The following is a 22635-nucleotide window of genomic DNA, read 5'->3' on the forward strand; positions in this document are numbered from 1 at the left end:
CGAACTCGATTAACGATTGGTATCCAGAGAAGGTTAACCAAGCCTTTTCACGCAAGGATCGGAACCAGGCTTACGCAACGGAACTGCTTTTTGCCGGCATCGGAAATCGGGGTTGCCTTCCAACCCGCCAAATCATAAAAGCGATGGTGGATCACTGCAATCCTGGAACCGCCCTCCTCCGCAGCTTCCTGCTACAGGGTCAGATGAAAGGCGGCTCCTTTCGCTTCACGCGAAAAGGCTTCAGGTGATTGCGACGAATTTCGCAGGTGTGCTCCCGTGGCGGGGGAATCGCCTGCGTGAGGAAAACGGCCGGGTTTGTTCCCGCGCCGGCTCTGTATGAGCAAACAAGCTGGTCCGGTTTCCGGGCTTTGGTTCAAAAGGTTCTGCTGGTGACGATGGCTTCAAGCGCAATCATGGAAAGGTCCGCATCAAACCGCGCCAATATGGCTGCGGGCGGCACCGCCATGACACGCAGGCAGCGTCCGGCGGACGTTCAATTATCCGGCACCCACTCTCATCCAGACACACAGCAGCGGGCTTTGCCCCGCCAGCTGCGGCTGACGGCTGCCGGGGGGAAACGAAATAATGCCCAACAAAATGCTGATAGACGCCTCCCACCCGGAGGAAACACGCGTAGTCGTCGTACGCGGTAACCGTATCGAAGAATTCGACTTTGAATCCCAGGACAAGAAGCAGCTCAAAGGAAACATTTACCTCGCCCGCGTAACGCGCGTCGAACCCTCCCTTCAGGCAGCCTTTGTCGAATATGGCGGCAACCGTCACGGTTTTCTCGCCTTCAGTGAAATACACCCCGATTACTACCAGATTCCGGTCGCCGACCGTCAGGCACTGCTGCGCGCGGAAGCGCAGGAGGCCGAGGACGAGGAGAACGAGGACGGCGAAGGCGACGATCGCCAGAGCCGGGATCGTGGACGGCGCGGTCGCCGGCGCGGCGGCAAGACCCGCGACCGTGGTGAAAACAGACGCGATGCCGGCACGGCCGATTCCGGCGAGGCAAACGAAGCCGCCGGCGAAACAGACGAAAACAACGACAATGGCCCGGATGCCGTAACCGAGGACATGTCCGACGTTTCAGGGACCGCGGAATACGTGTCAGATGCCTCGGAAGACGCCGGCGCATCCGAACATGACGGTGCACCCGAACATGACGGGGGTTCTTCCGAACAGGATGAAAGCGAGGCCAGCGAGGGCGGCCCCAAGTCGATCGCCGCCTCCGTCGAAGGCGATGTGATTTCCGAGCCCGTGCCGCAGGCGGAACAGGGCAGCGAAGCCACTTCCTCCGACAATGATCGTGGGATGCTCGAGGAGGTATCCTCTTCCCATCCAGACGATCATGAGATCGAATCGGTCGGCGCCGAGGACGCGCTCGAGGAAGTGCGCAATCGCCGCAAGCCGGTGCGCCGCCAGTACAAGATCCAGGAAGTGATCAAGCGCCGGCAGATCCTGCTGGTGCAGGTCGTCAAGGAGGAGCGTGGCAACAAGGGCGCGGCGCTCACCACCTACCTGTCGCTTGCCGGCCGCTATTCGGTGTTGATGCCGAACACAGCGCGCGGCGGCGGAATTTCGCGCAAGATCACCAGCGCGGTCGACCGCAAGCGCCTCAAGGAAGTCGTTGCCGATCTCGAAGTGCCGCAAGGCATGGGCGTCATCCTGCGCACCGCCGGCGAGAGCCGCACCAAGGCCGAGATCAAGCGCGACTATGAATATCTGATGCGGCTGTGGGAGAACGTGCGCAGTCTCACGCTCCAGTCCACGGCCCCTGCCCTCGTCTATGAGGAAGGCAGCCTGATCAAGCGCTCGGTGCGCGATCTCTACAACAAGGATATCGATGAGATCCTGGTTTCCGGCGAAGAGGGCTATCGCGAAGCCAAGGACTTCATGCGCATGCTAATGCCGAGCCACGCCAAGGTGGTTCAGCCGTTCCGCGACACGACGCCTATCTTCGTGCGCAACGGTATCGAGGCGCAGCTCGACCGCATGCTGCAGCCGCAAGTGACGCTGAAGAGCGGCGGCTACATCATCATCAACCAGACCGAAGCGCTGGTCGCCATCGACGTCAATTCGGGACGCTCCACCAAGGAGCACTCGATCGAGGACACCGCGCTCCACACCAATCTGGAAGCGGCCGAGGAAGTCGCCCGCCAGCTCCGGCTGCGCGATCTTGCCGGCCTGATCGTCATCGACTTCATCGATATGGAGGAGAACCGCAACAACCGCTCCGTCGAAAAGCGGCTGAAGGATCACCTCAAGAACGACCGCGCCCGCATCCAGGTCGGCCGCATCTCGCATTTCGGCTTGATGGAGATGTCGCGTCAGCGCATCCGCGCCAGCGTGCTGGAATCGACCATGAAGCCGTGCCCGCATTGCGGCGGCACCGGCCATGTGCGCTCCGATTCGTCGGTGGCGCTGATGGTGGTACGGGCGATCGAGGAGTTCCTGCTCAAGGATTCGCGCAGCCACATCACGGTGCGCACGCCGGCCGCGACCGCGCTCTACGTGCTTAACCACAAGCGCGGCACGCTGGTGGAACTGGAAAGCCGCTTCGGCCTGACCGTCACCATCGAGGCCGACGATGCGGTCGGTGCCCAGCACTACGCGATCTTCCGCGGCGCGCTGGCCGAAAAGCCGGAAGGCTTCGTCGAGGCGCGCAGCCTGCCGGCCTATGTCGAGCCGGAAGAGCCAGAGGACGAGATTGTCGTTGTCGAGGAAGATGACGAAGCACCGGTACAGGCCGAGCAACCACGGCACGCCCAGCCGTCGCAGCATCAGCAGCCAAGATCCGGCGAGGAAGGCGAAGGCCGCGACCGCAAGCGCCGCAAGCGTCGCAGGCGGCGCGGCGGCAAGGATCGCGAACGCGAGCATGGCGCCCCGACGGACGGCGCGTCCCTCTCCACGTCGGATGACGGCTTCACCGCGTCGGAAGGCGCGGCGGACCATGACGATGCCGAGGCAGACGACGAGGCTGCGGTCGCCGCAAGCGAGACCGTCGAAACGGCGGAGGCATCCGACGATGGCCAAGGCAAGAAGCGCCGGCGCGGCAAACGCGGCGGCAAGCGCAATCGTCGCGAAGACGGTGAAGGCGAGACCGAGGCGGCGGCAGGCGAAACGACTGAGTCTGCCGAAGCTGACGCTTCCCTGAGCGAGCCCGTGTCGATCGAGCCGGTGGCTGCCGCTGCCGTCGAAGAACTGGCGGCTCCAGTCAGCGACGAGGTGCCAAGCACCGAGAAGCCCAAGAAGCCACGCCGCGCAGCCAAGCCGAAGAAGGCAGCAGCCGAGGCCGTCGCCGAGGAGCCGACCGCGGAAGTGGCCGTCCAGGCACTCTCCGAAACGCCAGCCACGGCATCGGACGAGGCGGCGGTCGCCGGAGAGACACCGAAAGCCCGGCCATCACGCCGCAAGGCGGCAGCCGCCGATACGCCTGTCGTGCCGGTGGTTTCCTCGACCGTCGCCGATGAGCCGGAAGCCAAGACCGAAGAAAAGCCGAAGCGTGCCGGCTGGTGGCAGCGGAAAGGCTTTTTCTAAGCTTTTCAAATGTTTGAATTGATTTTCTAACAAAAGAATCTCGCGCCGATCGAAACGAACGGCGCGGGATTTTTCATATCCGGCAGAGTCGTGATCCTTATGGCGCGAAGATCGACCAGTTCATCATCCTGGCGAGCTTTTCCAGCGCGAGCGAACCCAGCTTGGAATTGCCGTTGGCGTTGAGGCCGGGCGACCAGACCGCGAGCGAAGCGACACCCGGCACAATACCCAATATGCCGCCGCCGACGCCGCTCTTGCCGGGAATACCGACGCGGAAGGCGAAATCGCCGGAGCCGTCATAGTGGCCGCAGGTCAGCATCATGGCGCCGATGCGCCGCGCCCGCTCCGCCGACACCACGGAATGACCGGTTGCCGGGTTCTTGCCGCCATTGGCGAGGAAGCGGCCGGCCATCGCCAGTTGCCGGCAGCTCATGGCGATGGCGCAATGGTGGAAATAGACACCCAGCGCCAGTTCCGGCGCATGATGGAGATTGCCGAAAGATTTCATGTAGTTGGCGAGTGCAAAGTTGCGGTAGCCGGTGGCGCGTTCCGACGCCGCGACCTCGCGGTCGATGATGATTGTCTCGTCGTCGCAGAGGAATTGGATGAAGCGCAGGATCTCGCCGATCGCCTCGCGCGGCTGGTGGCCTGCAAGCAGGATGTCGGAAATGACGATGGCGCCTGCATTGATGAACGGGTTGCGCGGAATGCCGTTCTCGTGCTCGAGCTGGACAATCGAGTTGAACGGGTTGCCGGAGGGCTCGCGCCCCACCCGCTTCCACAGCGCGTCGCCGACATTGCCGAGCGCCAGCGTCAGGGTGAACACCTTCGAGATGCTCTGGATCGAAAAAGCCTGGTCGGCATCGCCGGCCACCAGCGTGCGGCCGTCATTGGTGACGGCCGCGATGCCGAATTTCTTCGGATCGACCTTGCCCAGTTGGGGAATATAGGTCGCGACATCGCCGCGATCGGTGCGTTCAGCCATTTCCGCCGCGACTTCCGCCAACGCCTGTTCGAGCGGCATGGCGCTACCTCAACCAGCGTTCGATGCGCGCCATCGCCTCGACCATGTCGTCGTGGCTGCCGGCATAGGAAAACCGCATCGTGCGGTGCCCCGCCCGGGTGTCGAAGTCGCGGCCGGGCGTCGCCGCCACATGCGCCTCGGCCAGCATCTTGCGGGCAAAGGCCATGCTGTCATTGCTGTGCCGGGTGACATCGCAAAAGGCATAGAAGGCGCCATCCATGGGCGCCGCCAGGGGAAACCCCAGCTCCGGGAGACGCTTCATCAAGAGCTCGCGATTCCAGGCATAGCGCCGTTTTACCGCCTCCAATTCCTCGGTTGCGGCAAAGGCCTCGATCGCCGCGATCTGCGACAGCTCCGGCGGCGAGATGTAGAGGCTCTGGCCGATGCGCTCGACGGGGCGCACGAGTTCGTCCGGCAACACCATCCAGCCGATGCGCCAGCCAGTCATGCAGTAGTATTTCGAGAAAGAGTTGATCACCGTCACGCTGTTGCTAAAGGCGAGTGCGGTGGTGTCGGGGGCGCCATAGGCCAGCCGATGATAGATCTCATCGGAAATGACGGCGATGCCGAGCGACTCCGCCGTGGTGACCAGGGTCGCCAGTTCGTCCGCCGGTATGACGGCGCCGGTCGGATTGGCCGGACTTGCAAACAGCACGCCCTTCAGCGGCTTCTCGCGATGCGCGGCCTCCAGATGGCCGGCATGCAGATAAGCCGCGTCACCGAGCTCGATTTCGACCACGTCGATGCCGAGGGCTGCCATGATGTTGCGATAGGCGGGGTAGCCGGGAGCGGCGATGGCGACCCGATCGCCTGGATCGAACATCGCCAGGAAGGCGAGATTGAAGGCCGCCGACGATCCGGTGGTCACCGCTATCCGGCCGGGTTCGACATCGAGGCCATAATGATCCGCGTAGTGCCCGGCGATCGCCTTGCGCAGCGAGGCCAGACCCAAGGTGTCGGTATAGCCTATGCGTCCCTCCTCCAGCGCCTTGGCCGCGGCGGCGCGAACCCGTACAGGGGCTGGATCGGATGGCTGGCCAACCGCCATGGAAATTACCGTTATGCCCAGGGCCTTCAGCCGGTTCGCTTCGGCCAGTATATCCATGGCATGGAACGGCTCGACATTGCCGCGATGGGAGAGCGAAACGACCATTTTTACCCCTGTCCCGAGGATTGAGCGCGCCAGGTCCTGACGCATGCGCCGCACAAATGCCCGATTGATGTGAGGATCACAAGTTGAGGAAGTTTTGACAGTGCTCAGTTTGAATTTTTTTTCCATCGGAGGAGTTGCCGATGAATAATGGAGCAAGTCGCAAGCTGGTACGCGATCCTCAGGATCTGGCGCGGCTGTTGGTTTCTCGAGAGCAAGCTGGAGATGCCGAGGGAATGGCTGCTCTTTACGAACCCGATGCCGTCCTTGATGTCGGAGGCGGACAGCTAGCCTGCGGTAGAGAAGCTATCCGCAGCTTTTACGCCACGCTGGTAGCCGCAGGACGAAAGTTTGATCTCGGAGATCAGCGCCCCGCCATCGTCAATGGGGATTTGGCGCTCACTTCAACGCACCTTCCCAATGGCACGGTGACTGCGGAAATTGCACGCCGGCAAGGTGACGGGACTTGGCTTTGGGTGATCGATCAACCGTCCATAGTCCCTTGCCGATAGTCAGCCGCTGCCTACTTTTTCCGGTGCCGACTTTTCATTTTTCGCCCGCTCGTCTACCAGTGGACACATTATGTTGAGCCGACCCAGATCATGTTGAGCCGACCCAGATTGACGATTGCCAACGCGGCGCGTGTCTTCGCGACGATTTCGCTTGCCGTCGCAGTTGCCGTGGCCGGTTCGGTGGCCGCCTTCGCTCAGGGCGTGCCAGTCGTACGCGACGCCGAGATCGAAGCTCTGGTGCGCGATTATGCACGGCCGATCTTCAAGGCGGCCGGGCTCGCGAATGACGGCATCGACATCGTGCTGGTCAACGATTCCAGCTTCAACGCCTTCGTCACCGGGCGCCGGCTGTTCATCAACACCGGCGCGCTGATGACGGCTGAGACGCCGAACGAAATCATCGGCGTCATCGCGCACGAAGCAGGCCATATCGCCGGCGGCCACCAGCAGAAACTGCGCGAACAGCTCGAACGCGCCAAGACCATGGCCATCATCGCCACCTTGCTCGGTGCCGGCGCCATGGTTGCCGGTGCGACCACCAACAGCCGCGGCCTTGCCGGCGCCGGCATGGGAGTGGCGGCTGGCGGCGGCGAGATGGCGCAGCGCAGCATCCTCGCCTATCAGCGCACCGAGGAAATCACGGCCGACCGCTCGGCCATCACCTATCTCAACGCCACCGGCCAGTCCGGCATGGGCATGCTGAAGACCTTCCACCGCTTCCAGACAGCGCTGTCGCTGTCGGGCGCGCAGGTCGATCCCTACCGGATCAGCCATCCCATGCCGCAGGACCGCATCGCCAACCTCGAAGTGCTGGTCAAGCAGCCCAATGTCGACAAGCTCGACCCGCCGACGCTGCAGCAGCGCCACGACATGATGCGGGTGAAGATTGCCGTCTACATGGAAGGCCAGGCCGCCGCGGCGCGGCTGATGCAAAAGATGCGGGGCAGCATGGCGGCGCTCTATGGCGATGCCCAGTCGACCTATCTCTACGGCAATCTCGCCGAGGCGCTTACCAAGACCAACGCCCTGATCAAGGCGCAGCCCAAGAATGCCTACTTCCAGGAGCTGCGCGGCGATATATTGATGAAAGCGAACAAGCCCAAGGATGCGGCCGACGCCTACGCCAAGGCGGTCAGCCTCGATCCGGCACGGTCCGGCCTGCTGCCTGTCTCGCTTGGCCAGGCGCTGATGGCGGTCGGCACGCCCGACTCGCTCAAGAAAGCTGTCGTGCAGATCAACAATGGCCTGGGGCGCGACAAGGAAAATTCCACCGGCTATCGTTATCTGGCACAGGCTTACGGCGAGCTGGGAGACATACCGGGCGCCGAGCTTGCCACCGCCGAAGGCCATTTCTATTCCGGCGACTACAAGGATGCGAAGATCTTCGCCATGCGGGCGCAACAGCAGATGAAGCGCGGCGAGCCACGCTGGATACGCGCCCAGGACATCATAAACTACAAATCATCAGGCAAGAGCCAGTAATCTCATGAACCCTCCGGCCGCGTGCTGCGACAGACCGGAAAACAGGCAGAAGGAACGAGAACGATGAAAAAGGCACTGCTGCTGGGCACCACGGGGGTTGCGGTCGCCCTTGCCATGCTGGCTTTCGGTTTCGTGGCCGGCAGTCCGCAAATTGCGAAGGCCGGAACGGCTCAGCCTGTCCAGACGGCACAGCCTGTCCAGACGGCCGGGGCCGATACCAAAATCGACCGCACCGAGGTCGAGGCAATCATCCGCGACTATCTCCTGAAGAATCCGGAAGTGCTGCTCGAAGTGCAGGACGCACTCGAGGCCAAGCAGAAGGAGGAACAGCGGCTCGCGGCGCTCGGCGTCATCAAGAACGCCAAGGACCAGATCTTCAACTCCACCTTCGACGGCGTCGTCGGCAACCCGAACGGCAAGGCCACGATCGTGGAGTTCTACGACTACAATTGCGGCTTCTGCAAACGCGCCATCGAGGACATGCGGGCCCTGACCAAGTCCGATCCGGATCTGCGTTTCGTGCTCAAGGAATTCCCGATCCTCGGCCCGGATTCGCAGAAGGCCAGCGTCGTTTCGATGGCGTTCCACCTGATGATGCCGGAGAAGTACGGCGAGTTCCACAATGCGCTGCTCGGCGGCCAGGGGCGCGCAACCGAGGCAACAGCGATCAAGATCGCGCTTTCGCTCGGCGCCGACGAGGCGACGCTGCGCGAGAAGATGAAGGACGCGTCGATCCCCGAGGCCTTCTCCAAGACCTACGATCTTGCCAACAAGCTGCAGATCACCGGAACCCCTTCCTACGTCGTCGGCAACGAGGTCGTGTTCGGGGCGCTCGGGCAGGAAGTGCTCGCCGAAAAGATCAAGGCGGCGAAAGCCGCGCTTTGACCGGCGAGCGGTTTTCTTCACGGGCGCATTTCGGCCTGTTGTGGACAGTGAAAGAACGCACTTGCGCTCTTTCCGCGGGCGACTATGCCCGGTATAGAGGCCCAGCGCGCCGGCTTGACGCCGGCGCCGGAAAAGGTCGGCTTTCTTGAAAACGGTTTTCGTCCTGAACGGTCCCAATCTCAACGCGCTCGGCAAGCGCGAGCCGGGCATCTATGGCGGCAAAACGCTCGCGGCCATCGCGGACGACTGCAAGCAGGCAGGCAAATCGCTTGGGATCGAGGTCGATTTCCGCCAGTCGAACCATGAAGGGGATCTTGTCGACTGGATCCAGGAAGCCGGCGACAAGGCCGCCGGCATCGTCATCAACCCAGGCGCCTATAGCCATACCTCGATTGCCATCCACGACGCCATCCGCTCGATCGCGCCGCTGCCGGTCGCCGAAGTTCACCTTTCCAACATCCACGCGCGGGAACCGTTCCGCCACGTCTCCATGGTCGCGCCGGTCGCTGTCGGCATGATCTGTGGCTTTGGGCCGCTCGGCTACACGCTGGCGCTGCAAGCGCTGGCCGCACGCCTATGACCGGCCAACAAACAGAAGGCTCGAAAATGTCGATAAAGAAGACCGGTGTTGACCAGCAACTGATCCGCGATCTGGCGGGCATACTGAACGACACCAACCTGACCGAGATCGAGGTTGAACTCGGTGACCTGAAGGTTCGGGTGTCACGGCAGGCGCCCACCGTCCATGCGATCGCCGCACCACAACCGGCCTATGCGCCGGCAGCGGCCGCCCAATCTGCAACGGCGGCTGCCCCGGCGACTGTCGACGTGTCGAAGAACGCCGTCCCTTCGCCCATGGTCGGCACCGCCTACCTGGCGCCGTCGCCGGACGCAAAGCCGTTCATCGAGATCGGCCAGAAGGTCAAGGAAGGCCAGACGCTGCTGATCATCGAGGCGATGAAGACAATGAACCAGATCCCCTCGCCACGCGCCGGCACTGTCACGGCGATCCTGTTCGAGGACGCGGCGCCGGTCGAATACGGCATGCCGCTCGTCGTGATCGAATAGAGCGGACCTGATGTTCCAGAAGATCCTCATCGCCAATCGCGGCGAAATCGCGCTCCGGGTGCTGCGCGCCTGCAAGGAACTCGGCATACAGACCGTGGTGGTGCATTCAACCGCCGACGCTGACGCCATGCATGTCAGGCTCGCCGACGAAAGCGTGTGCATCGGTCCGCCGCCGTCGCGCGACAGCTATCTCAACATTCACCAGATCGTCGCGGCGTGCGAGATCACCGGCGCCGACGCCGTGCATCCGGGCTACGGCTTCCTGTCGGAGAACGCCAAGTTCGCCGACATCCTGGCGGCGCACAACATCACCTTCATCGGCCCGTCCGGCGACCATATCCGCATCATGGGCGACAAGATCGAGGCCAAGCGCACGGCAAAGCGCCTCGGCATTCCGGTGGTGCCCGGCTCCGATGGCGCGGTGACCGAAGAAAAGGAAGCCAGGCGCATCGCCGCCGAGATCGGCTATCCCGTCATCATCAAGGCGTCGGCCGGCGGCGGCGGACGCGGCATGAAGGTGGCGCATACCGAGGCAGACCTCGAAATCGCCCTGCAGACGGCGCGCTCGGAAGCGGGCGCGGCCTTCGGCGACGACGCGGTCTACATCGAGAAATATCTGGAGAAACCGCGCCACATCGAGGTGCAGGTGTTCGGCGACGGGTTTGGCGGCGGCGTGCATTTCGGCGAGCGCGACTGTTCGTTGCAACGGCGCCACCAGAAAGTCTGGGAGGAGGCCAATTCGCCGGCGCTCAACGCCGAGGAACGGTCGCGCATCGGCGGCATCTGCGCCAAGGCGATTGCCGATCTCGGCTATTCGGGCGCCGGCACCATCGAGTTCCTGTACGAGAATGGCGAGTTCTATTTCATCGAAATGAATACGCGCCTCCAGGTCGAGCATCCGGTGACGGAAGCGATCACCGGCATCGATCTGGTCCACGAACAGATCCGCGTCGCTTCCGGCGGCGGCCTTTCGGTCAAGCAGGAAGACATCAAGTTCAACGGCCACGCCATCGAATGCCGTATCAACGCCGAGGATCCTCGCACCTTCACCCCCTCGCCCGGCACGATCACCCATTTCCACACGCCCGGCGGCCTCGGCATCCGCGTCGATTCCGGTGTCTATTCCGGCTACAAGATCCCGCCCTACTATGACAGCCTGATCGGCAAGCTGATCGTGCATGGACGCAACCGCGTCGAATGCATGATGCGGCTGCGGCGGGCGCTCGATGAATTCGTCGTCGACGGGATCAAAACGACATTGCCGCTGTTTCGCGATCTCGTCGGTAATGCCGACATTGCCAATGGCGACTACGACATCCATTGGCTGGAAAAATATCTGGCCAAGGGCGAATAGCCCCAACTTAGCGCTATGATGACGCGATGACCCGACCGTACGCGCCAGGCTATCGCATTCCCACCGACCTTCTGCTCAAGGCATACGCCTCGGGCGTCTTTCCGATGGCCGAGAGTGCTGGTGATCCGGAGGTCTTCTGGGTGCGGCCGGAGACGCGCGGCATCATCCCGCTCGCAGATTTTCACACACCCAGAAGCCTGAAGAAGACCATCCGCAAGCACGCATTCGAAATTCGTTTCGACTTCGATTTCGAGGCGACGATCGACGGTTGTGCCGAGAAGCGCGAAGAGCGCCGCTCGACCTGGATCAATGCGCCGATCCGCGAGGCCTACGTGCAGTTGCACCGTATGGGGCACTGCCATTCGGTCGAGGCCTGGCGCGAGGGGCGTCTGGTTGGCGGGCTCTATGGAGTCTCGCTGGGGCGGGTGTTTTTCGGCGAAAGCATGTTTTCCAAGGAGACGGACGCGTCGAAGACCTGCCTGGTGCATCTCGTCGAGCGCCTGAAGGCTCGGGGCTTCGCACTGCTCGATACGCAGTTCACCACCGAACACCTCAAGCGCTTCGGCGCCGTCGACGTGCCGCGCGGCAAATACGAAAAGATGCTGGCCGACGCGCTGAAAGGTGAAGCGGTCTTTTTTCCGTAGTGATCACGGCCTACTTGGGCGAAGCCGCGAGCGGCGTCTGCGCATGGAACATCATCTTCCAGCCGTTGGCGCGATGGACGTAGCCGGTGCTGACCAGCGCTGCATAGGGCTCGCCATTTTCCCTCGTCGCGTGCGCTTCGTAAGTCAGCATGACGATATCGCTACCGGGTTCGATTATTCCCTTGAGCTCGATGTCGAGGTCGCGCCAGCGGTTGGGTCTGGTTGCGGTCTTGGCCAGATCGGCATTGTCCATCGCCTGTGCCATCTGCGGAAACGCCACAAGGCATTCGGTGTCGACATTCGCAGCATAATAGGCAGCGTCACCGGTCCAGAACCCTTTTTCGAGTTCCAGCAACTCGGCCTTGTTGGCCATGATCCGCTTGCTGTCCGACATTGGCGTGTCCTCCACGCGCGTGGTGATTGTCCAACGCGCGTCAGCCATGGCGGTTCCAAGAGATCAGTTGGTGTCCGTCGTCTCCGGTTCCGCGGCGTCGTCGGGCTGTGCCGCGTCCGGACTGACCGTGGGCTTTGGCTTGGCCGAGGCAGACTGGGTTGCGGCTGGCTTCGAAGCGTCGGTTTTAGCCCCGTCGGCCTTGGTCGCACCACTCTTGCCAGCGTCAGGCGCCGGCACATCCGACTTCTGCTTGCACGCCTTCAACCAGACGTCATAAACGGCATGTTCGACGGCATTGAGACCCGGGCTTTCGGCGAACATCCAGCCAGTGAAGATGCGGCGGATCTTGCGGTCGAGCGTGATCTCGTCCACCTCGACGAAGGAGTCGGTCTTCGGCTCTTCGTTCTCCGGCCGGGAATAGCAGACGCGTGGCGTAACCTGCAGGGCGCCGAACTGCACAGTCTCGTCGATATAGACATCGAAAGTAATGATGCGGCCGGTGATCTTGTCGATGCCAGCGAACTCGGCGACCGGGTTGGTGATGCGATCCGATCCCGCGGGCGCCGTCGGCGCCGGAGCGGCGGGTGCAGGTGCGGGTGAAGCCGAAAAGGCGACGGTGCTGACGGCGAGGCTGGCGGCTAGCGCCAGACCGCCTGTCGATATCAGGTTGAAAAAGCTCATGCAGGGGTACCGGTGGTTCGCGCCCAGGTGATTCCGTCGATCGCCAAGGCTAGTCGCCGTTTTCTGATCAGCAAGCAGCTAAACACCAATTGTGGCGATAAAGGACCGGCCTGCACCTTACCGTTACAACCCGCGCCGTTACGACCCCGGCGTCCATGCGTCGTAATCGCCGGTGACCTGCGGGCGATGTTGATTGGTCAGCAGCGAGCCCTTCGGACGATAGGCCGCTGGCGTGCCGGTCAGATTGGGTAAATGCGGCTTTTGCCAGTCGCGCGGCCGGTAGTCATCGCTGGGGGGAGCGACATCGACCCGATGGTGAATCCAGCCGTGCCAGCCGGGCGGGATGGCCGAGGCTTCCGAATAGTTGCGGTAGATGACCCAGCGACGCGTGCGGCCTTCCGAATCGATGCCGCCTTCGTAATAGACATTGCCGGCCTCGTCCTGGCCGACTTCCTTGCCGTGCCGCCAGGTGTGCAGGCGCGTTCCCAGCGTCTGGCTGTTCCACCAGGTGAAAAACTGCGTCAGGAAAGTCTTCATCTCAGAACCCTCGCGCTGGCGGCGCCCGTTTCCTGCTTATGGCGTCAGGCCTTCGGGAAGGCAAGGGTTTTGCCACGGGGAGCGCGCAAATGGCGCGCCAGGGCCCGACACAAGCCTGTGATCCCAAGGGATGGCCGGATGCGCGCTTGCCAAGCCTTGCCGCTCTTTCTAAAGCTCTGCGCGCCCATGCGGAAATCCTATCCGGCCGGGGGCAGAAGGAGGCGACGATTGGCCACGCAATTGCCGACCACCGATATCCGCATCGGCGCCGACCTGATTCGCCGCCGCAAGGGCGGCACGCCGATCGTCTGCCTCACCGCCTACACCTACCCGATCGCCCGCCTGCTCGATCCCTATGTCGACCTGCTCCTGGTCGGCGACAGCGTCGCCATGGTCCTGCATGGCCATAAGACGACGCTGGGCGCCTCGCTGGAGATGATGATCGCGCACGGCCAAGCCGTGATGCGGGGCTCGGCCAAGGCCTGCGTCGTCGTCGACATGCCGGCCGGCACTTATGAGGATTCAGCCGCGCAGGCCGTGGCCTCGGCGCGGCGCATCGTCGGCGAGAGCGGCTGCCAGGCAGTGAAACTCGAGGGAGGCGTCGACATGGCCGCTCAGATCGCGGCGATCGTGGCCGCCGATATCCCGGTCATGGGCCATATCGGCCTCCAGCCGCAATCGGTGGAAAAGGATGGCGGCTACAAGATCAAGGGTCGCACGGACGAGAATGTGGCCGCCCTGATCGCCGACGCGAGCGCGGTCGAGAAGGCCGGTGCGTTTTCCCTGGTCATCGAAGGAACGATAGAGACGGTCGCCGCGGACATTACCCGCCGCATCGCCATTCCAACGATTGGCATCGGCGCCAGCGGCGAGTGCGACGGCCAGATCCTGGTCATCGACGACATGGTCGGGCTAACAGTCGATCGCGTGCCTAAATTCGTCAAGCAATACGCCGACCTGCGCAGTGTGATCCAGCATGCCGCCGAGCGCTACGCATCGGAGGTGCGGGACCGCGATTTCCCCGGCCCCACCCACGTCTTCTCGAGAACAAATGGCGGGGATGAATCATGAGCCGGCCCGACGTGGTCGACAGCGTTGCCGCACTTCGCGCGCGAATTAGCGACTGGCGCCGCGATGGGCTGCGCATCGCCTTGGTGCCGACCATGGGCGCATTGCATGACGGGCATCTTTCGCTGATCAAGATCGCGCTCGAAAGAGCGGATCGCTGCGTGGTGTCGATCTTCGTCAATCCGACGCAGTTCGCGCCGAGCGAGGATCTCGACAAGTACCCGCGCCAGTTGGCGCGCGACCTCGACGTGCTGGCGACGGCCAAGGCAGATCTTGCCTTCACGCCTGATGTCAGCGAGATGTATCCCGCCGGTTTTGCCACGAGAATCTCGGTCGGCGGCCCGTCGGCCGGGCTCGAAACGGACTTTCGCCCCACCTTTTTCGACGGCGTCGCCACCGTGGTGGCCAAGCTTCTCCTGCAGGCTGCACCCGACGTCGCCATCTTTGGCGAAAAGGACTATCAGCAGCTTTGCGTCGTCAGGCAGCTTTGCCGCGACCTCGACCTGCCTGTCGAAGTCATCGGCGCACCGACCATACGCGATGCGCATGGCCTCGCCATGTCGTCGCGCAACGCCTATCTCGATGAAGCCGAACTCCGGATCGCGCGGCAGCTCAACCTTATCCTGCGCAAGGCGGCGGCGGCGCTGGCGGCGGGCGCCGGTCAAGAGGAAACGATCGCCAACGCAAGCCGCGCCCTAATCGCGGCCGGCTTCCAGAAGGTCGATTATGTCAAGGCCCGCGAAAGCCTGACACTTACGCCATGGCGGCACGACCGAGCGGGCCGCGTTCTCGCTGCCGCCTGGCTGGGAAAAACCAGGCTGATCGACAATGTGGAAGTTCCCACCGCCTGATCGGCGCGCGCTGAAAGCTCCGGCCTGAGCCGCTGCCTGGCAGGATCCGTCTACTTTGCCTTCTTGTATTTTTCGAGAAGTTTATCGAGGTCGTTGACGTCCAGAGGCGGATGTCCCGCCGCCGGATCGTCTGCCGGGTTGAATGTGACGACGATGTCGCGCCACAAATCATAGTGGGCGGCGTAGGATGCCAGCCCGGGGAACGGCGCGCAGCGCGCGATTGCCCGAATGGCGGCTTCGGCAACCTTATCCCGTGGTGGTGTCACAGGACCGACGATTTTTGGCGGGCCGGCGAGCGATCCGTCCTTGTTCAGGCTGATCTGAACGCGTGCAATGCTTGTGGTATTTGCAGGCATGTTCCAACAGGCTTGGATAGCCTTCATGAGATAGTCGCCGATATCGCGCTGGACCGCTGGTTCCGCCCCGCTCGAGCCACTGCTCGACACAAGTGACGCGGCAAGAATGCCGGCGAACATGAGGTTATTGCATAAGTGATCGGCCGTGCCCTGGCGGGACCCGCCCGCCGTCGTAAGGTCAAAGCCCACGCTCAGGCCGCTTCGTCGGCGGCTTCTTTTCGATCTGCCCGATGGCGTCGACCACGGCGTCGAAGGTCAGCATGGTTGACGCATGGCGCGCCTTGTAGTCGCGCACCGGCTCCAAATAGCCGAGGTCGGCGAAGCGTCCTTCGGGTGGCGCGCCGTTCTCCTTCAGCATCTTCAGCATGGTCTCGCGCACCGCGCGCAATTCCTCGGCACTGGCGCCGACGACATGTTGCGCCATGATCGAGGACGATGCCTGTCCGAGCGCGCAGGCTTTCACGTCGTGGGCGAAGTCGGTGACCACGCCGTCCTCCATCTTGAGGTCGACGGTAACGGTCGACCCGCACAGCTTGGAATGCGCCTTCGCGGTCGCGTCGGGATGATCGAGCCGGCCGATGCGGGCGATGTTTCCGGCAAAACCGAGAATTTTCGCGTTGTAGACGTCGTTGATCATTATTTTCCAATCCGTCGCCGCCAAGCAAACAGCGATTGCCGTTGTTGCGTCTTTCATTCGCCCGGCACGACCATATATAATGCTGGCAGTCCGGTATCGACAAGGCGGCGAGAGCCACTGTCCTTGCCGGGAAGTTCACGCCGCTTACGGGGCTGGAAACGGGGCGAGTTTCCGACACCGAAAGGTCGTGGTCCGTTCAACTCGTTCCTCCTGAGAGAGGGACTACGGGAGACGCCTTTTATGGATGCCGTCATCAAGAAACTCATGCCCCAGTCGGCCTATATGGAAAAGCCGGTCACCGACCGCCCGAGCGAGGCCGAAGTCGAGGCCGCCGTGCGCACATTGTTGCGCTGGACCGGCGACAACCCGGACCGCGAGGGTTTGATCGATACCCCCAAGCGGGTGGCCAAGGCGTTCCGTGAAATGTTCGGCGGCTACGATATGTGCCCAGCCGAGGAGCTTGGCCGTACTTTCGAGGAGATCGCCGGCTACGACGATCTCGTGATCGTCAAGGACATCCAGTTCCATTCGCATTGCGAGCACCACATGGTGCCGATCATCGGCAAGGCGCATGTCGGCTATCTGCCCGACGGCAAGGTCGTCGGCCTTTCCAAGATCGCGCGCGTCGTCGATATCTTCGCCCATCGCCTGCAGACGCAGGAAGCCTTGACCGCGCAGATTGCCGGGGTCATCCAGGACGTGCTCAACCCGCGCGGCGTTGCCGTCATGATCGAGGCCGAGCACATGTGCATGGCCATGCGCGGCATCCGCAAGCAGGGCTCAACCACGCTGACCTCCACCTTCACCGGCGTTTTCAAGGATACGCCCGAAGAGCAGGTTCGTTTTGTCACCATGGTGCGCGGCGGCAGGGCGTAAGCCCCTTGCCGACGTCACGGTCAACAGGAAAATGGACCGGCAATGTCGGCACTGGAATTTCCGAAAGCTCCCTCGGACAAGAAGATCCTGGAAGAAGGCACGGTGTTCTCGCCGCGCTTCGATGCCGCCGGTCTTGTCACCGTCGTCGTAACCGATGCCGCCGACGGCATGCTGCTGATGGTCGCGCATATGAATGCGCAGGCGCTGGCGCTGACGCTGGAGACACGCATTGCCCATTACTGGTCGCGCTCGCGCAACGCACTCTGGAAGAAGGGCGAAACCTCGGGCAATTTCCAGCATGTCGTCGAGATGCTCACGGATTGTGACCAGGACGCCATATGGTTGCGCGTCAAAGTGTTGGGCCACGACGCAACTTGTCACACTGGCCGGCGTTCATGCTTTTATCGGACGGTGGGGCTGATCGACGGCAAGGGGACGCTTGCCGGCGACGGCAGCAAGCCGCTGTTCGATGCGGAAAACACCTATCGAAAGCCATCAGCTTGAACCTTCTGCCTCACACCGATCACATAGATTCATCATTTCGATACGGCCCGTCCGTATAGTAGCCTGGGACAAGGGAGATCATGATGCTCGAATGGGCGTCATTGCCTAACAGACCAGATGTCAGGGAGGCCAACGGCCTGTCCTCGGCCGGCGGCGCATCGGCGACAAAATCTCCAAAGAAAACCGGCATTTCGCTCGCGCTCGGCGGCGGTTGCGCCAGAGGCTGGGCTCATATCGGCGTGCTGCGGGCGCTCGATGAAGCCGGCATCGAGGTTTCCATGATCGCCGGCACCTCTATTGGTGCCCTGGTCGGCGGCTGTTATCTCGCCGGCAAACTGAATGAGCTGGAAGAGTTCGCCCGGAGCCTCACAAGGCGGCGCATCTTCGGCCTGCTCGATCTCAACCTGCGCGGCAGCGGCCTCTTCGGCGGCATGAAGCTTGACGCGCGCCTGCGCGAGCACGTGGCTGGTATCCGCTTCGACGATCTGCCCAAGCCATTTGTCTGCGTCGCGTCGGAAATCCGCACCGGCCACGAGATCTGGCTGTCGAGCGGCTCGCTGATCACGGCCATGCGCGCGTCCTACGCGCTGCCGGGCGTGTTCGAGCCGGTCGATTGCAACGGCCGCGTGCTGGTCGACGGAGCGCTGGTCAATCCGGTGCCCGTTTCGGTCTGCCGCGCCTACGAGCAGCCGCTCGTCGTGGCGGTCAACCTCCACTACGACCTGTTCGGCCGCGCCGCCGTGATCAAACACAGTGCCGGCGAGCTGGTTATCGAAAAGGATGCGCCAAGGCCCGGCCAGGTCAACTCCCAGCACCAATCGCACCAGACGCGCCTGGGCATCACCGGCGTGATGGTGGAAGCCTTCAACATCATCCAGGACCGCATTTCACGGGCGAGGCTTGCCGGCGATCCACCCGACATGTCGCTGCAGCCCAAGCTCAGCCATATCGGCCTCACCGAGTTCCACCGGGCCGACGAGGCGATCCAGCTCGGCTATCAGGCCACGATGGCGCAGATCGGCGAACTGACGCGGCTGCAGACGGTTCTCGCCTAGATCACCTCATCAAGCTCTATTCGCTTCGGCATACACTGATTGCAAAATGCAATTGGTTATGGTGATCTGGGCCGACAGAAGCGGAGGTGCCGATGGCCCGGATTATCTATTCCATGCTGACGTCGTTGGACGGCTATATCGCCCGATCGGACGAGGACATCGGCTTGCCGGTGCCCGAAGCGGAGCTGCACCAGCATTTCAACGACATGATGAGACAGGCCTCCGCAGTGCTCGCGGGACGGCGCATGTACGAGACGATGCGCTTCTGGGACAGTCCTGAGCGCGAGACCGGCGCCGACGAGGTCGAGCGGGATTTTGCCCAGGCATGGCGCGAAACGCCGAAGATCGTGTTCTCGACCACGCTTCGGCAAGTCGGGTTCAATGCCCGCCTGGTGGATGACGATGCCGAGAACACGGTACGATCCCTCAAGGCGCAGGCCGATGGCCTCGTCATCCTCGGCGGTGCCGACCTTGCGGCCTCTCTGGCACGAGCCGGTCTCATCGACGAATACCGGCTCTATATGCATCCTGTGGTGCTGGGTGGCGGCAAGCCTTATTTCCAATCCGGCCTGTCGCTGGCGCTGAAACCGCTCGGTACGGAAAGTCTTACCCAGGGCGTGACGTTGCTGCGTTATGCGCCGGCCGGCTGAATTGCCCGGTTTCCGCCGCGCGCCTACGCCCGTGCGGCATCGACAATGCGAAATTGCACCGTACGGTTGCCGTTCCAGTGATTGCCCGACAGCGAGCCGGCGACATGCATCGTCTTGCCCCGGTTCTTGAACAGGAATTCGCCAAGCACCGTGTCGACGGCGCGAAAGGCGATCGCCTGGATACGGCCGCCGCTCTCCGACTGTAAATCGGCGCGAATATGGTTGGTGCCGACCGGCCTGATATCGACCAGCCGATGGCGCGGCAAAGCGAAAACCGGCGCGACATGCCCGGCGCCGAAGGGGCCCGCCTTCTCCAGGGCGTCGAGCAGACCTAGCGTCGCGCCTTCCGCGGCAAGCGCGCCGTCGATGGCCAGGGTTTCCTCATCCTGCAACCGGAAAACGTCGGCGGCCGCCCGCTCCTCGAAGAAGGCCCTGAGCTCGCCCAGCCTCGCGCGCTCGACGGTGATGCCAGCGGCCATACCATGGCCGCCGCCCTTGACGATGAGCCCGGCATTGGCGGCTTCGCGCACCAGCCGGCCAAGGTCGAAACCCGACACCGAACGGCCCGAGCCGGTGCCGGTGCCGTTGGCGTTGAAGGCGATGGCGAAGGCCGGCCGCCGAGCGTGATCCTTCAGTCGTGAGGCAAGCAGGCCGACGATGCCGGGGTGCCAGTTGTTGCTGGCGGTGACGACGATTGCCGGACCGCTGCCGCCCGCGAGCTCGGCATCGGCCTCGGCGCGCGCGGCGGCGAGCATCTCCTGCTCCATCAGCTGCCGTTCCTGGTTCAGCCGGTCGAGCGTCTCGGCGATGGTCTGCGCCTCGACCGGATCGTCCGTTGCAAGCAGCCGGCTGCCGAGCGCCGCATCGCCGATGCGCCCGCCCGCATTGATGCGCGGGCCGATCAGATAGGCGAGATGGAAGGTGCTGATCGGCTCGCCAATGCGTGACACCCGCGCAAGGGCAGCCATCCCTTCATTCTTCTGCTGCCGCGCCACTTGCAGGCCCTTGACGACGAAGGCGCGATTGACGCCCGTGAGCGGCACCACGTCGCAGACGGTGGCAAGTGCGACGAGATCGAGCAGCGAAAGCAGATCCGGCGGCGTGGCGTCGGTCATCGCGCGCAGCACCTTCGCGGTTTGCACCAGAGCGAGAAAGACCACGCCGGCGGCACAGAGATGACCCTGTCCGGAAAGGTCGTCGTCGCGGTTTGGATTGACGACGGCATGCGCCGCCGGCAGCGCGCCGCCAACCTGATGGTGGTCCAGCACCACCACATCGGCGCCCGCCTCCTTGGCGGCCTCGACGGAGGCGGCGCTGTTGGTGCCGCAATCGACAGTGATGATCAGCGTCGCGCCGCGCGAAACCAGTTCGCGCATGGCATCGGGATTGGGACCGTAGCCCTCGAAAATACGATCCGGGATATAGATTTCCGACGGCACCGAGAAATGCGTGAGAAACCGCTTCAGTAAGGCCGACGAGGCCGCGCCATCGACGTCGTAATCGCCGAAGATCGCTATTTTCTCCCGGGCAACGACGGCGGCGGCAATGCGGATGGCGGCCTTGTCCATGTCGGTCAGCGAGGCCGGATTCGGCAACAGGTCACGGATCGTCGGGTCGAGAAACCGCTCGGTCTCATCGACGGCAACGCCGCGTCCGGCAAGAACGCGCGCGACGATGTCGGGCACGCCATGACCCTGCGCGATGGCAAGCGCGATCATGTCCTGCCGTTCGGTCAGCCGGTGCTCCCAGGAGAGACCGGTCGCCGACTGCCTGACATCGAGGAAGAGGCGCCTGTCGCCCATCATGCGCTTTGCCAACTCATGGTTGGCGGCAAGATAATGCATGTCGCCCAAAAATGTGCAGCGGTTTTGGGATAACGACATGCAGGCGTCGCGGAAGAATTCAAGAAAAACTACGCTTTCCGCTTTTCAGCCTGGCGCCGGACCCACTCGTCGGCTGCATCTCCCATCGTCTTTTCCCGACCGTCCTTGAGCCATGCCATGAAGGATCGATCGAACCTGAACGTGTCGCCGCATTCGCGGGTAAGAAAGCGGCGCACGTTCTGGGTGTTGCGGTGGGATTTCGTGACAGGAGTGGCACGCGAAATCGGATCCGCGTGCCAGTCGAACACCTTCATCGTTAGTCCTTGCGCGGCCAGGTTCAGATGCAGCCAATGGCTAACAACTGCGGCCCGGCTTCGCAAGCAGGTCTAGAACTTATCCAGATCCTGGTGCCGGGCCTTGATCTCCCGCACGGTACGCGACGATGAGCGCAGCACGATCGTATGCGTGGTGATGTAGGTTCGGCCGAACTTGACGCCGGCCAGCATATTGCCGTCGGTGACGCCGGTGGCCGCGAACAGCACGTCGCCGCGCGCCATGTCCTCGGCCCGATAAACCCGCTTCGGATCGGCAATGCCCATCTTTGCCGCGCGGGCGACCTTCTCAGGCGTGTCGAGGATCAGCCGGCCTAGCATCTGGCCGCCGGTGCAGCGCAGGGCGGCCGCGGCCAGAACGCCTTCCGGTGCGCCTCCGGTGCCGAGATAGATGTCGATGCCGGTTTCTTCCGGGTCGGTGGTGTGGATGACGCCGGCGACGTCGCCGTCACCGATCAGCCGGATCGCGGCGCCGGTGGCACGCACGGCGTCGATCAGCTTGGCGTGGCGCGGCCGGTCGAGGATGCAGGCCGTGATATCGGACACAGCGACGCCCTTCGCCCGGGCGAGGCTGGCGATGTTCTCGGCCGGCGTGGCATCGATGTCGATGACGCCTTCGGCGTAACCCGGACCGACCGCGATCTTGTCCATGTAGACGTCGGGCGCGAACAGCAGGCTGCCCTTCTCGGCGATCGCGATCACCGCAAGCGCGTTCGGCAGGTTCTTGGCGCAGATTGTCGTGCCTTCGAGCGGATCGAGCGCGATATCGACCGCCGGGCCTTTGCCGGTCCCGACCTCCTCGCCGATATAGAGCATCGGCGCCTCGTCTCGCTCGCCCTCGCCGATCACCACCGTGCCCTTGATGGCGAGGCGGTTGAGTTCCTCGCGCATGGCGTCGACGGCGACCTGGTCGGCAGCCTTTTCGTCGCCGCGGCCGCGCAGCCGGGCGGCCGCGACTGCGGCCCGTTCGGTGACGCGCACCAGTTCCATGGTGAGTATCCGGTCAAGGCCGGCGACGATGTTCTGGGCCACATTCATTTCGGCAAATCCTCGTTTGATGCCGCCTCCCGCCGGAGGCGCGCCTGTTTTGTCAAACGAGCATGACAACGGCAAGACCTGCCGGCAGCTTTATCGAAAGGACAGCAATATCAATCGATTGAACCGCATTCCTGAAACAATGCCCACCGGTTCGAGACGACCCGGGCCAAT

General features: G+C 63.1%; 24 protein-coding genes. 14 read left to right on the forward strand and 10 right to left on the reverse strand.

Annotation, left to right across the window (positions count from 1 at the left end):
* Positions 1-585 precede the first annotated feature (585 nt).
* On the forward strand, positions 586-3543 hold the full coding sequence (locus O7A70_RS12740; RefSeq protein WP_337140648.1) for an Rne/Rng family ribonuclease: 2958 nt from the start codon (positions 586-588) through the stop codon (positions 3541-3543).
* Positions 3544-3640: 97 nt separating this feature from the next.
* On the opposite strand, the gene O7A70_RS12745 is transcribed toward O7A70_RS12740, so the two are convergent.
* Together O7A70_RS12745 and O7A70_RS12750 are read right to left on the reverse strand one after the other, a co-directional pair.
* Positions 3641-4567, reverse strand: coding sequence for a glutaminase (locus tag O7A70_RS12745; protein ID WP_140508812.1), 927 nt, complete (start codon positions 4565-4567; stop codon positions 3641-3643).
* A gap of 4 nt (positions 4568-4571) precedes the next feature.
* The gene (locus O7A70_RS12750; RefSeq protein WP_337140649.1) at positions 4572-5720 is read right to left on the reverse strand and encodes a pyridoxal phosphate-dependent aminotransferase; all 1149 of its coding nucleotides are present in this window, start codon (positions 5718-5720) and stop codon (positions 4572-4574) included.
* Positions 5721-5860: 140 nt separating this feature from the next.
* Here O7A70_RS12750 and O7A70_RS12755 point away from each other — a divergent pair, with 140 nt between their 5' ends.
* The 7 genes from O7A70_RS12755 to aat all read left to right on the forward strand — a co-directional run bounded on the left by O7A70_RS12755 (position 5861) and on the right by aat (position 11662).
* Positions 5861-6229 carry a YybH family protein gene (locus tag O7A70_RS12755; RefSeq protein ID WP_337140650.1) on the forward strand — a complete coding sequence of 123 codons (369 nt, stop codon included), beginning with the start codon at positions 5861-5863 and terminating at the stop codon, positions 6227-6229.
* Positions 6230-6319: 90 nt separating this feature from the next.
* Positions 6320-7711: a M48 family metalloprotease gene (locus tag O7A70_RS12760; protein WP_337140651.1), complete on the forward strand. Its 1392-nt coding sequence runs from the start codon at positions 6320-6322 to the stop codon at positions 7709-7711.
* Positions 7712-7774: 63 nt separating this feature from the next.
* Positions 7775-8596 carry a DsbA family protein gene (locus O7A70_RS12765; protein ID WP_337140652.1) on the forward strand — a complete coding sequence of 274 codons (822 nt, stop codon included), beginning with the start codon at positions 7775-7777 and terminating at the stop codon, positions 8594-8596.
* A gap of 145 nt (positions 8597-8741) precedes the next feature.
* On the forward strand, positions 8742-9176 hold the full coding sequence (gene aroQ, locus O7A70_RS12770; protein ID WP_337140653.1) for a type II 3-dehydroquinate dehydratase: 435 nt from the start codon (positions 8742-8744) through the stop codon (positions 9174-9176).
* A gap of 26 nt (positions 9177-9202) precedes the next feature.
* On the forward strand, positions 9203-9664 hold the full coding sequence (gene accB / locus O7A70_RS12775) for an acetyl-CoA carboxylase biotin carboxyl carrier protein (RefSeq protein WP_337140654.1): 462 nt from the start codon (positions 9203-9205) through the stop codon (positions 9662-9664).
* A gap of 10 nt (positions 9665-9674) precedes the next feature.
* On the forward strand, positions 9675-11018 hold the full coding sequence (accC, locus tag O7A70_RS12780) for an acetyl-CoA carboxylase biotin carboxylase subunit (RefSeq protein ID WP_015318039.1): 1344 nt from the start codon (positions 9675-9677) through the stop codon (positions 11016-11018).
* 26 nt (positions 11019-11044) lie between these two features.
* Positions 11045-11662: a leucyl/phenylalanyl-tRNA--protein transferase gene (aat, locus tag O7A70_RS12785; RefSeq protein ID WP_337140655.1), complete on the forward strand. Its 618-nt coding sequence runs from the start codon at positions 11045-11047 to the stop codon at positions 11660-11662.
* A gap of 10 nt (positions 11663-11672) precedes the next feature.
* On the opposite strand, the gene O7A70_RS12790 is transcribed toward aat, so the two are convergent.
* The 3 genes from O7A70_RS12790 to O7A70_RS12800 all read right to left on the reverse strand — a co-directional run bounded on the left by O7A70_RS12790 (position 11673) and on the right by O7A70_RS12800 (position 13274).
* Positions 11673-12056 carry a hypothetical protein gene (locus O7A70_RS12790; protein ID WP_337140874.1) on the reverse strand — a complete coding sequence of 128 codons (384 nt, stop codon included), beginning with the start codon at positions 12054-12056 and terminating at the stop codon, positions 11673-11675.
* 63 nt (positions 12057-12119) lie between these two features.
* Entirely contained in the window at positions 12120-12737 is a 618-nt protein-coding gene (locus tag O7A70_RS12795) for a DUF2155 domain-containing protein (protein ID WP_337140656.1), read from the reverse strand.
* A 138-nt stretch (positions 12738-12875) separates the two neighbouring features.
* Positions 12876-13274, reverse strand: coding sequence for an NADH:ubiquinone oxidoreductase subunit NDUFA12 (locus O7A70_RS12800; protein ID WP_140711475.1), 399 nt, complete (start codon positions 13272-13274; stop codon positions 12876-12878).
* A 228-nt stretch (positions 13275-13502) separates the two neighbouring features.
* On the opposite strand from O7A70_RS12800, the gene panB reads away from it, so the two are divergent.
* The gene (panB, locus tag O7A70_RS12805; RefSeq protein ID WP_337140657.1) at positions 13503-14345 is read left to right on the forward strand and encodes a 3-methyl-2-oxobutanoate hydroxymethyltransferase; all 843 of its coding nucleotides are present in this window, start codon (positions 13503-13505) and stop codon (positions 14343-14345) included.
* Entirely contained in the window at positions 14342-15193 is an 852-nt protein-coding gene (panC, locus tag O7A70_RS12810; RefSeq protein ID WP_337140658.1) for a pantoate--beta-alanine ligase, read from the forward strand. Before panB ends, panC begins: the two co-directional genes overlap by 4 nt.
* Positions 15194-15243: 50 nt before the next feature.
* Here the strand turns inward: panC and O7A70_RS12815 are convergent, their stop codons facing one another.
* Both O7A70_RS12815 and O7A70_RS12820 read right to left on the reverse strand, forming a co-directional pair.
* Entirely contained in the window at positions 15244-15669 is a 426-nt protein-coding gene (locus tag O7A70_RS12815; protein WP_337140659.1) for a hypothetical protein, read from the reverse strand.
* Positions 15670-15727: 58 nt separating this feature from the next.
* Complete coding sequence (locus O7A70_RS12820) at positions 15728-16186, reverse strand: iron-sulfur cluster assembly scaffold protein (protein ID WP_337140661.1); 459 nt, start codon at positions 16184-16186, stop codon at positions 15728-15730.
* A 240-nt stretch (positions 16187-16426) separates the two neighbouring features.
* Between O7A70_RS12820 and folE the strand changes: the two genes are divergently transcribed.
* From folE to O7A70_RS12840, 4 genes are all read left to right on the forward strand, one after another.
* Positions 16427-17062, forward strand: a complete 636-nt coding sequence (gene folE / locus O7A70_RS12825) for a GTP cyclohydrolase I FolE (protein ID WP_337140662.1) — start codon at positions 16427-16429, stop codon at positions 17060-17062.
* A 42-nt stretch (positions 17063-17104) separates the two neighbouring features.
* A complete protein-coding gene (gene hisI / locus O7A70_RS12830) occupies positions 17105-17566 on the forward strand; it encodes a phosphoribosyl-AMP cyclohydrolase (protein WP_337140663.1) in 462 nt (153 codons plus the stop codon).
* 83 nt (positions 17567-17649) lie between these two features.
* Complete coding sequence (locus O7A70_RS12835) at positions 17650-18621, forward strand: patatin family protein (protein ID WP_027146837.1); 972 nt, start codon at positions 17650-17652, stop codon at positions 18619-18621.
* Between the two features lie 92 nt (positions 18622-18713).
* A complete protein-coding gene (locus O7A70_RS12840) occupies positions 18714-19271 on the forward strand; it encodes a dihydrofolate reductase family protein (RefSeq protein ID WP_337140664.1) in 558 nt (185 codons plus the stop codon).
* Between the two features lie 23 nt (positions 19272-19294).
* Here O7A70_RS12840 and recJ read toward each other — a convergent pair whose 3' ends face one another.
* The 3 genes from recJ to glpX all read right to left on the reverse strand — a co-directional run bounded on the left by recJ (position 19295) and on the right by glpX (position 22464).
* A complete protein-coding gene (recJ, locus tag O7A70_RS12845) occupies positions 19295-21076 on the reverse strand; it encodes a single-stranded-DNA-specific exonuclease RecJ (RefSeq protein WP_337140875.1) in 1782 nt (593 codons plus the stop codon).
* 107 nt (positions 21077-21183) lie between these two features.
* Positions 21184-21408, reverse strand: a complete 225-nt coding sequence (locus O7A70_RS12850; RefSeq protein WP_337140665.1) for a DUF6434 domain-containing protein — start codon at positions 21406-21408, stop codon at positions 21184-21186.
* 72 nt (positions 21409-21480) lie between these two features.
* Positions 21481-22464: a class II fructose-bisphosphatase gene (gene glpX / locus O7A70_RS12855; RefSeq protein WP_337140666.1), complete on the reverse strand. Its 984-nt coding sequence runs from the start codon at positions 22462-22464 to the stop codon at positions 21481-21483.
* Positions 22465-22635: the final 171 nt, after the last annotated feature.

The sequence above is a fragment of the Mesorhizobium sp. Cs1299R1N1 genome, assembly GCF_037179655.1.
Classification (GTDB): Bacteria; Pseudomonadota; Alphaproteobacteria; order Rhizobiales; family Rhizobiaceae; genus Mesorhizobium; species Mesorhizobium salmacidum.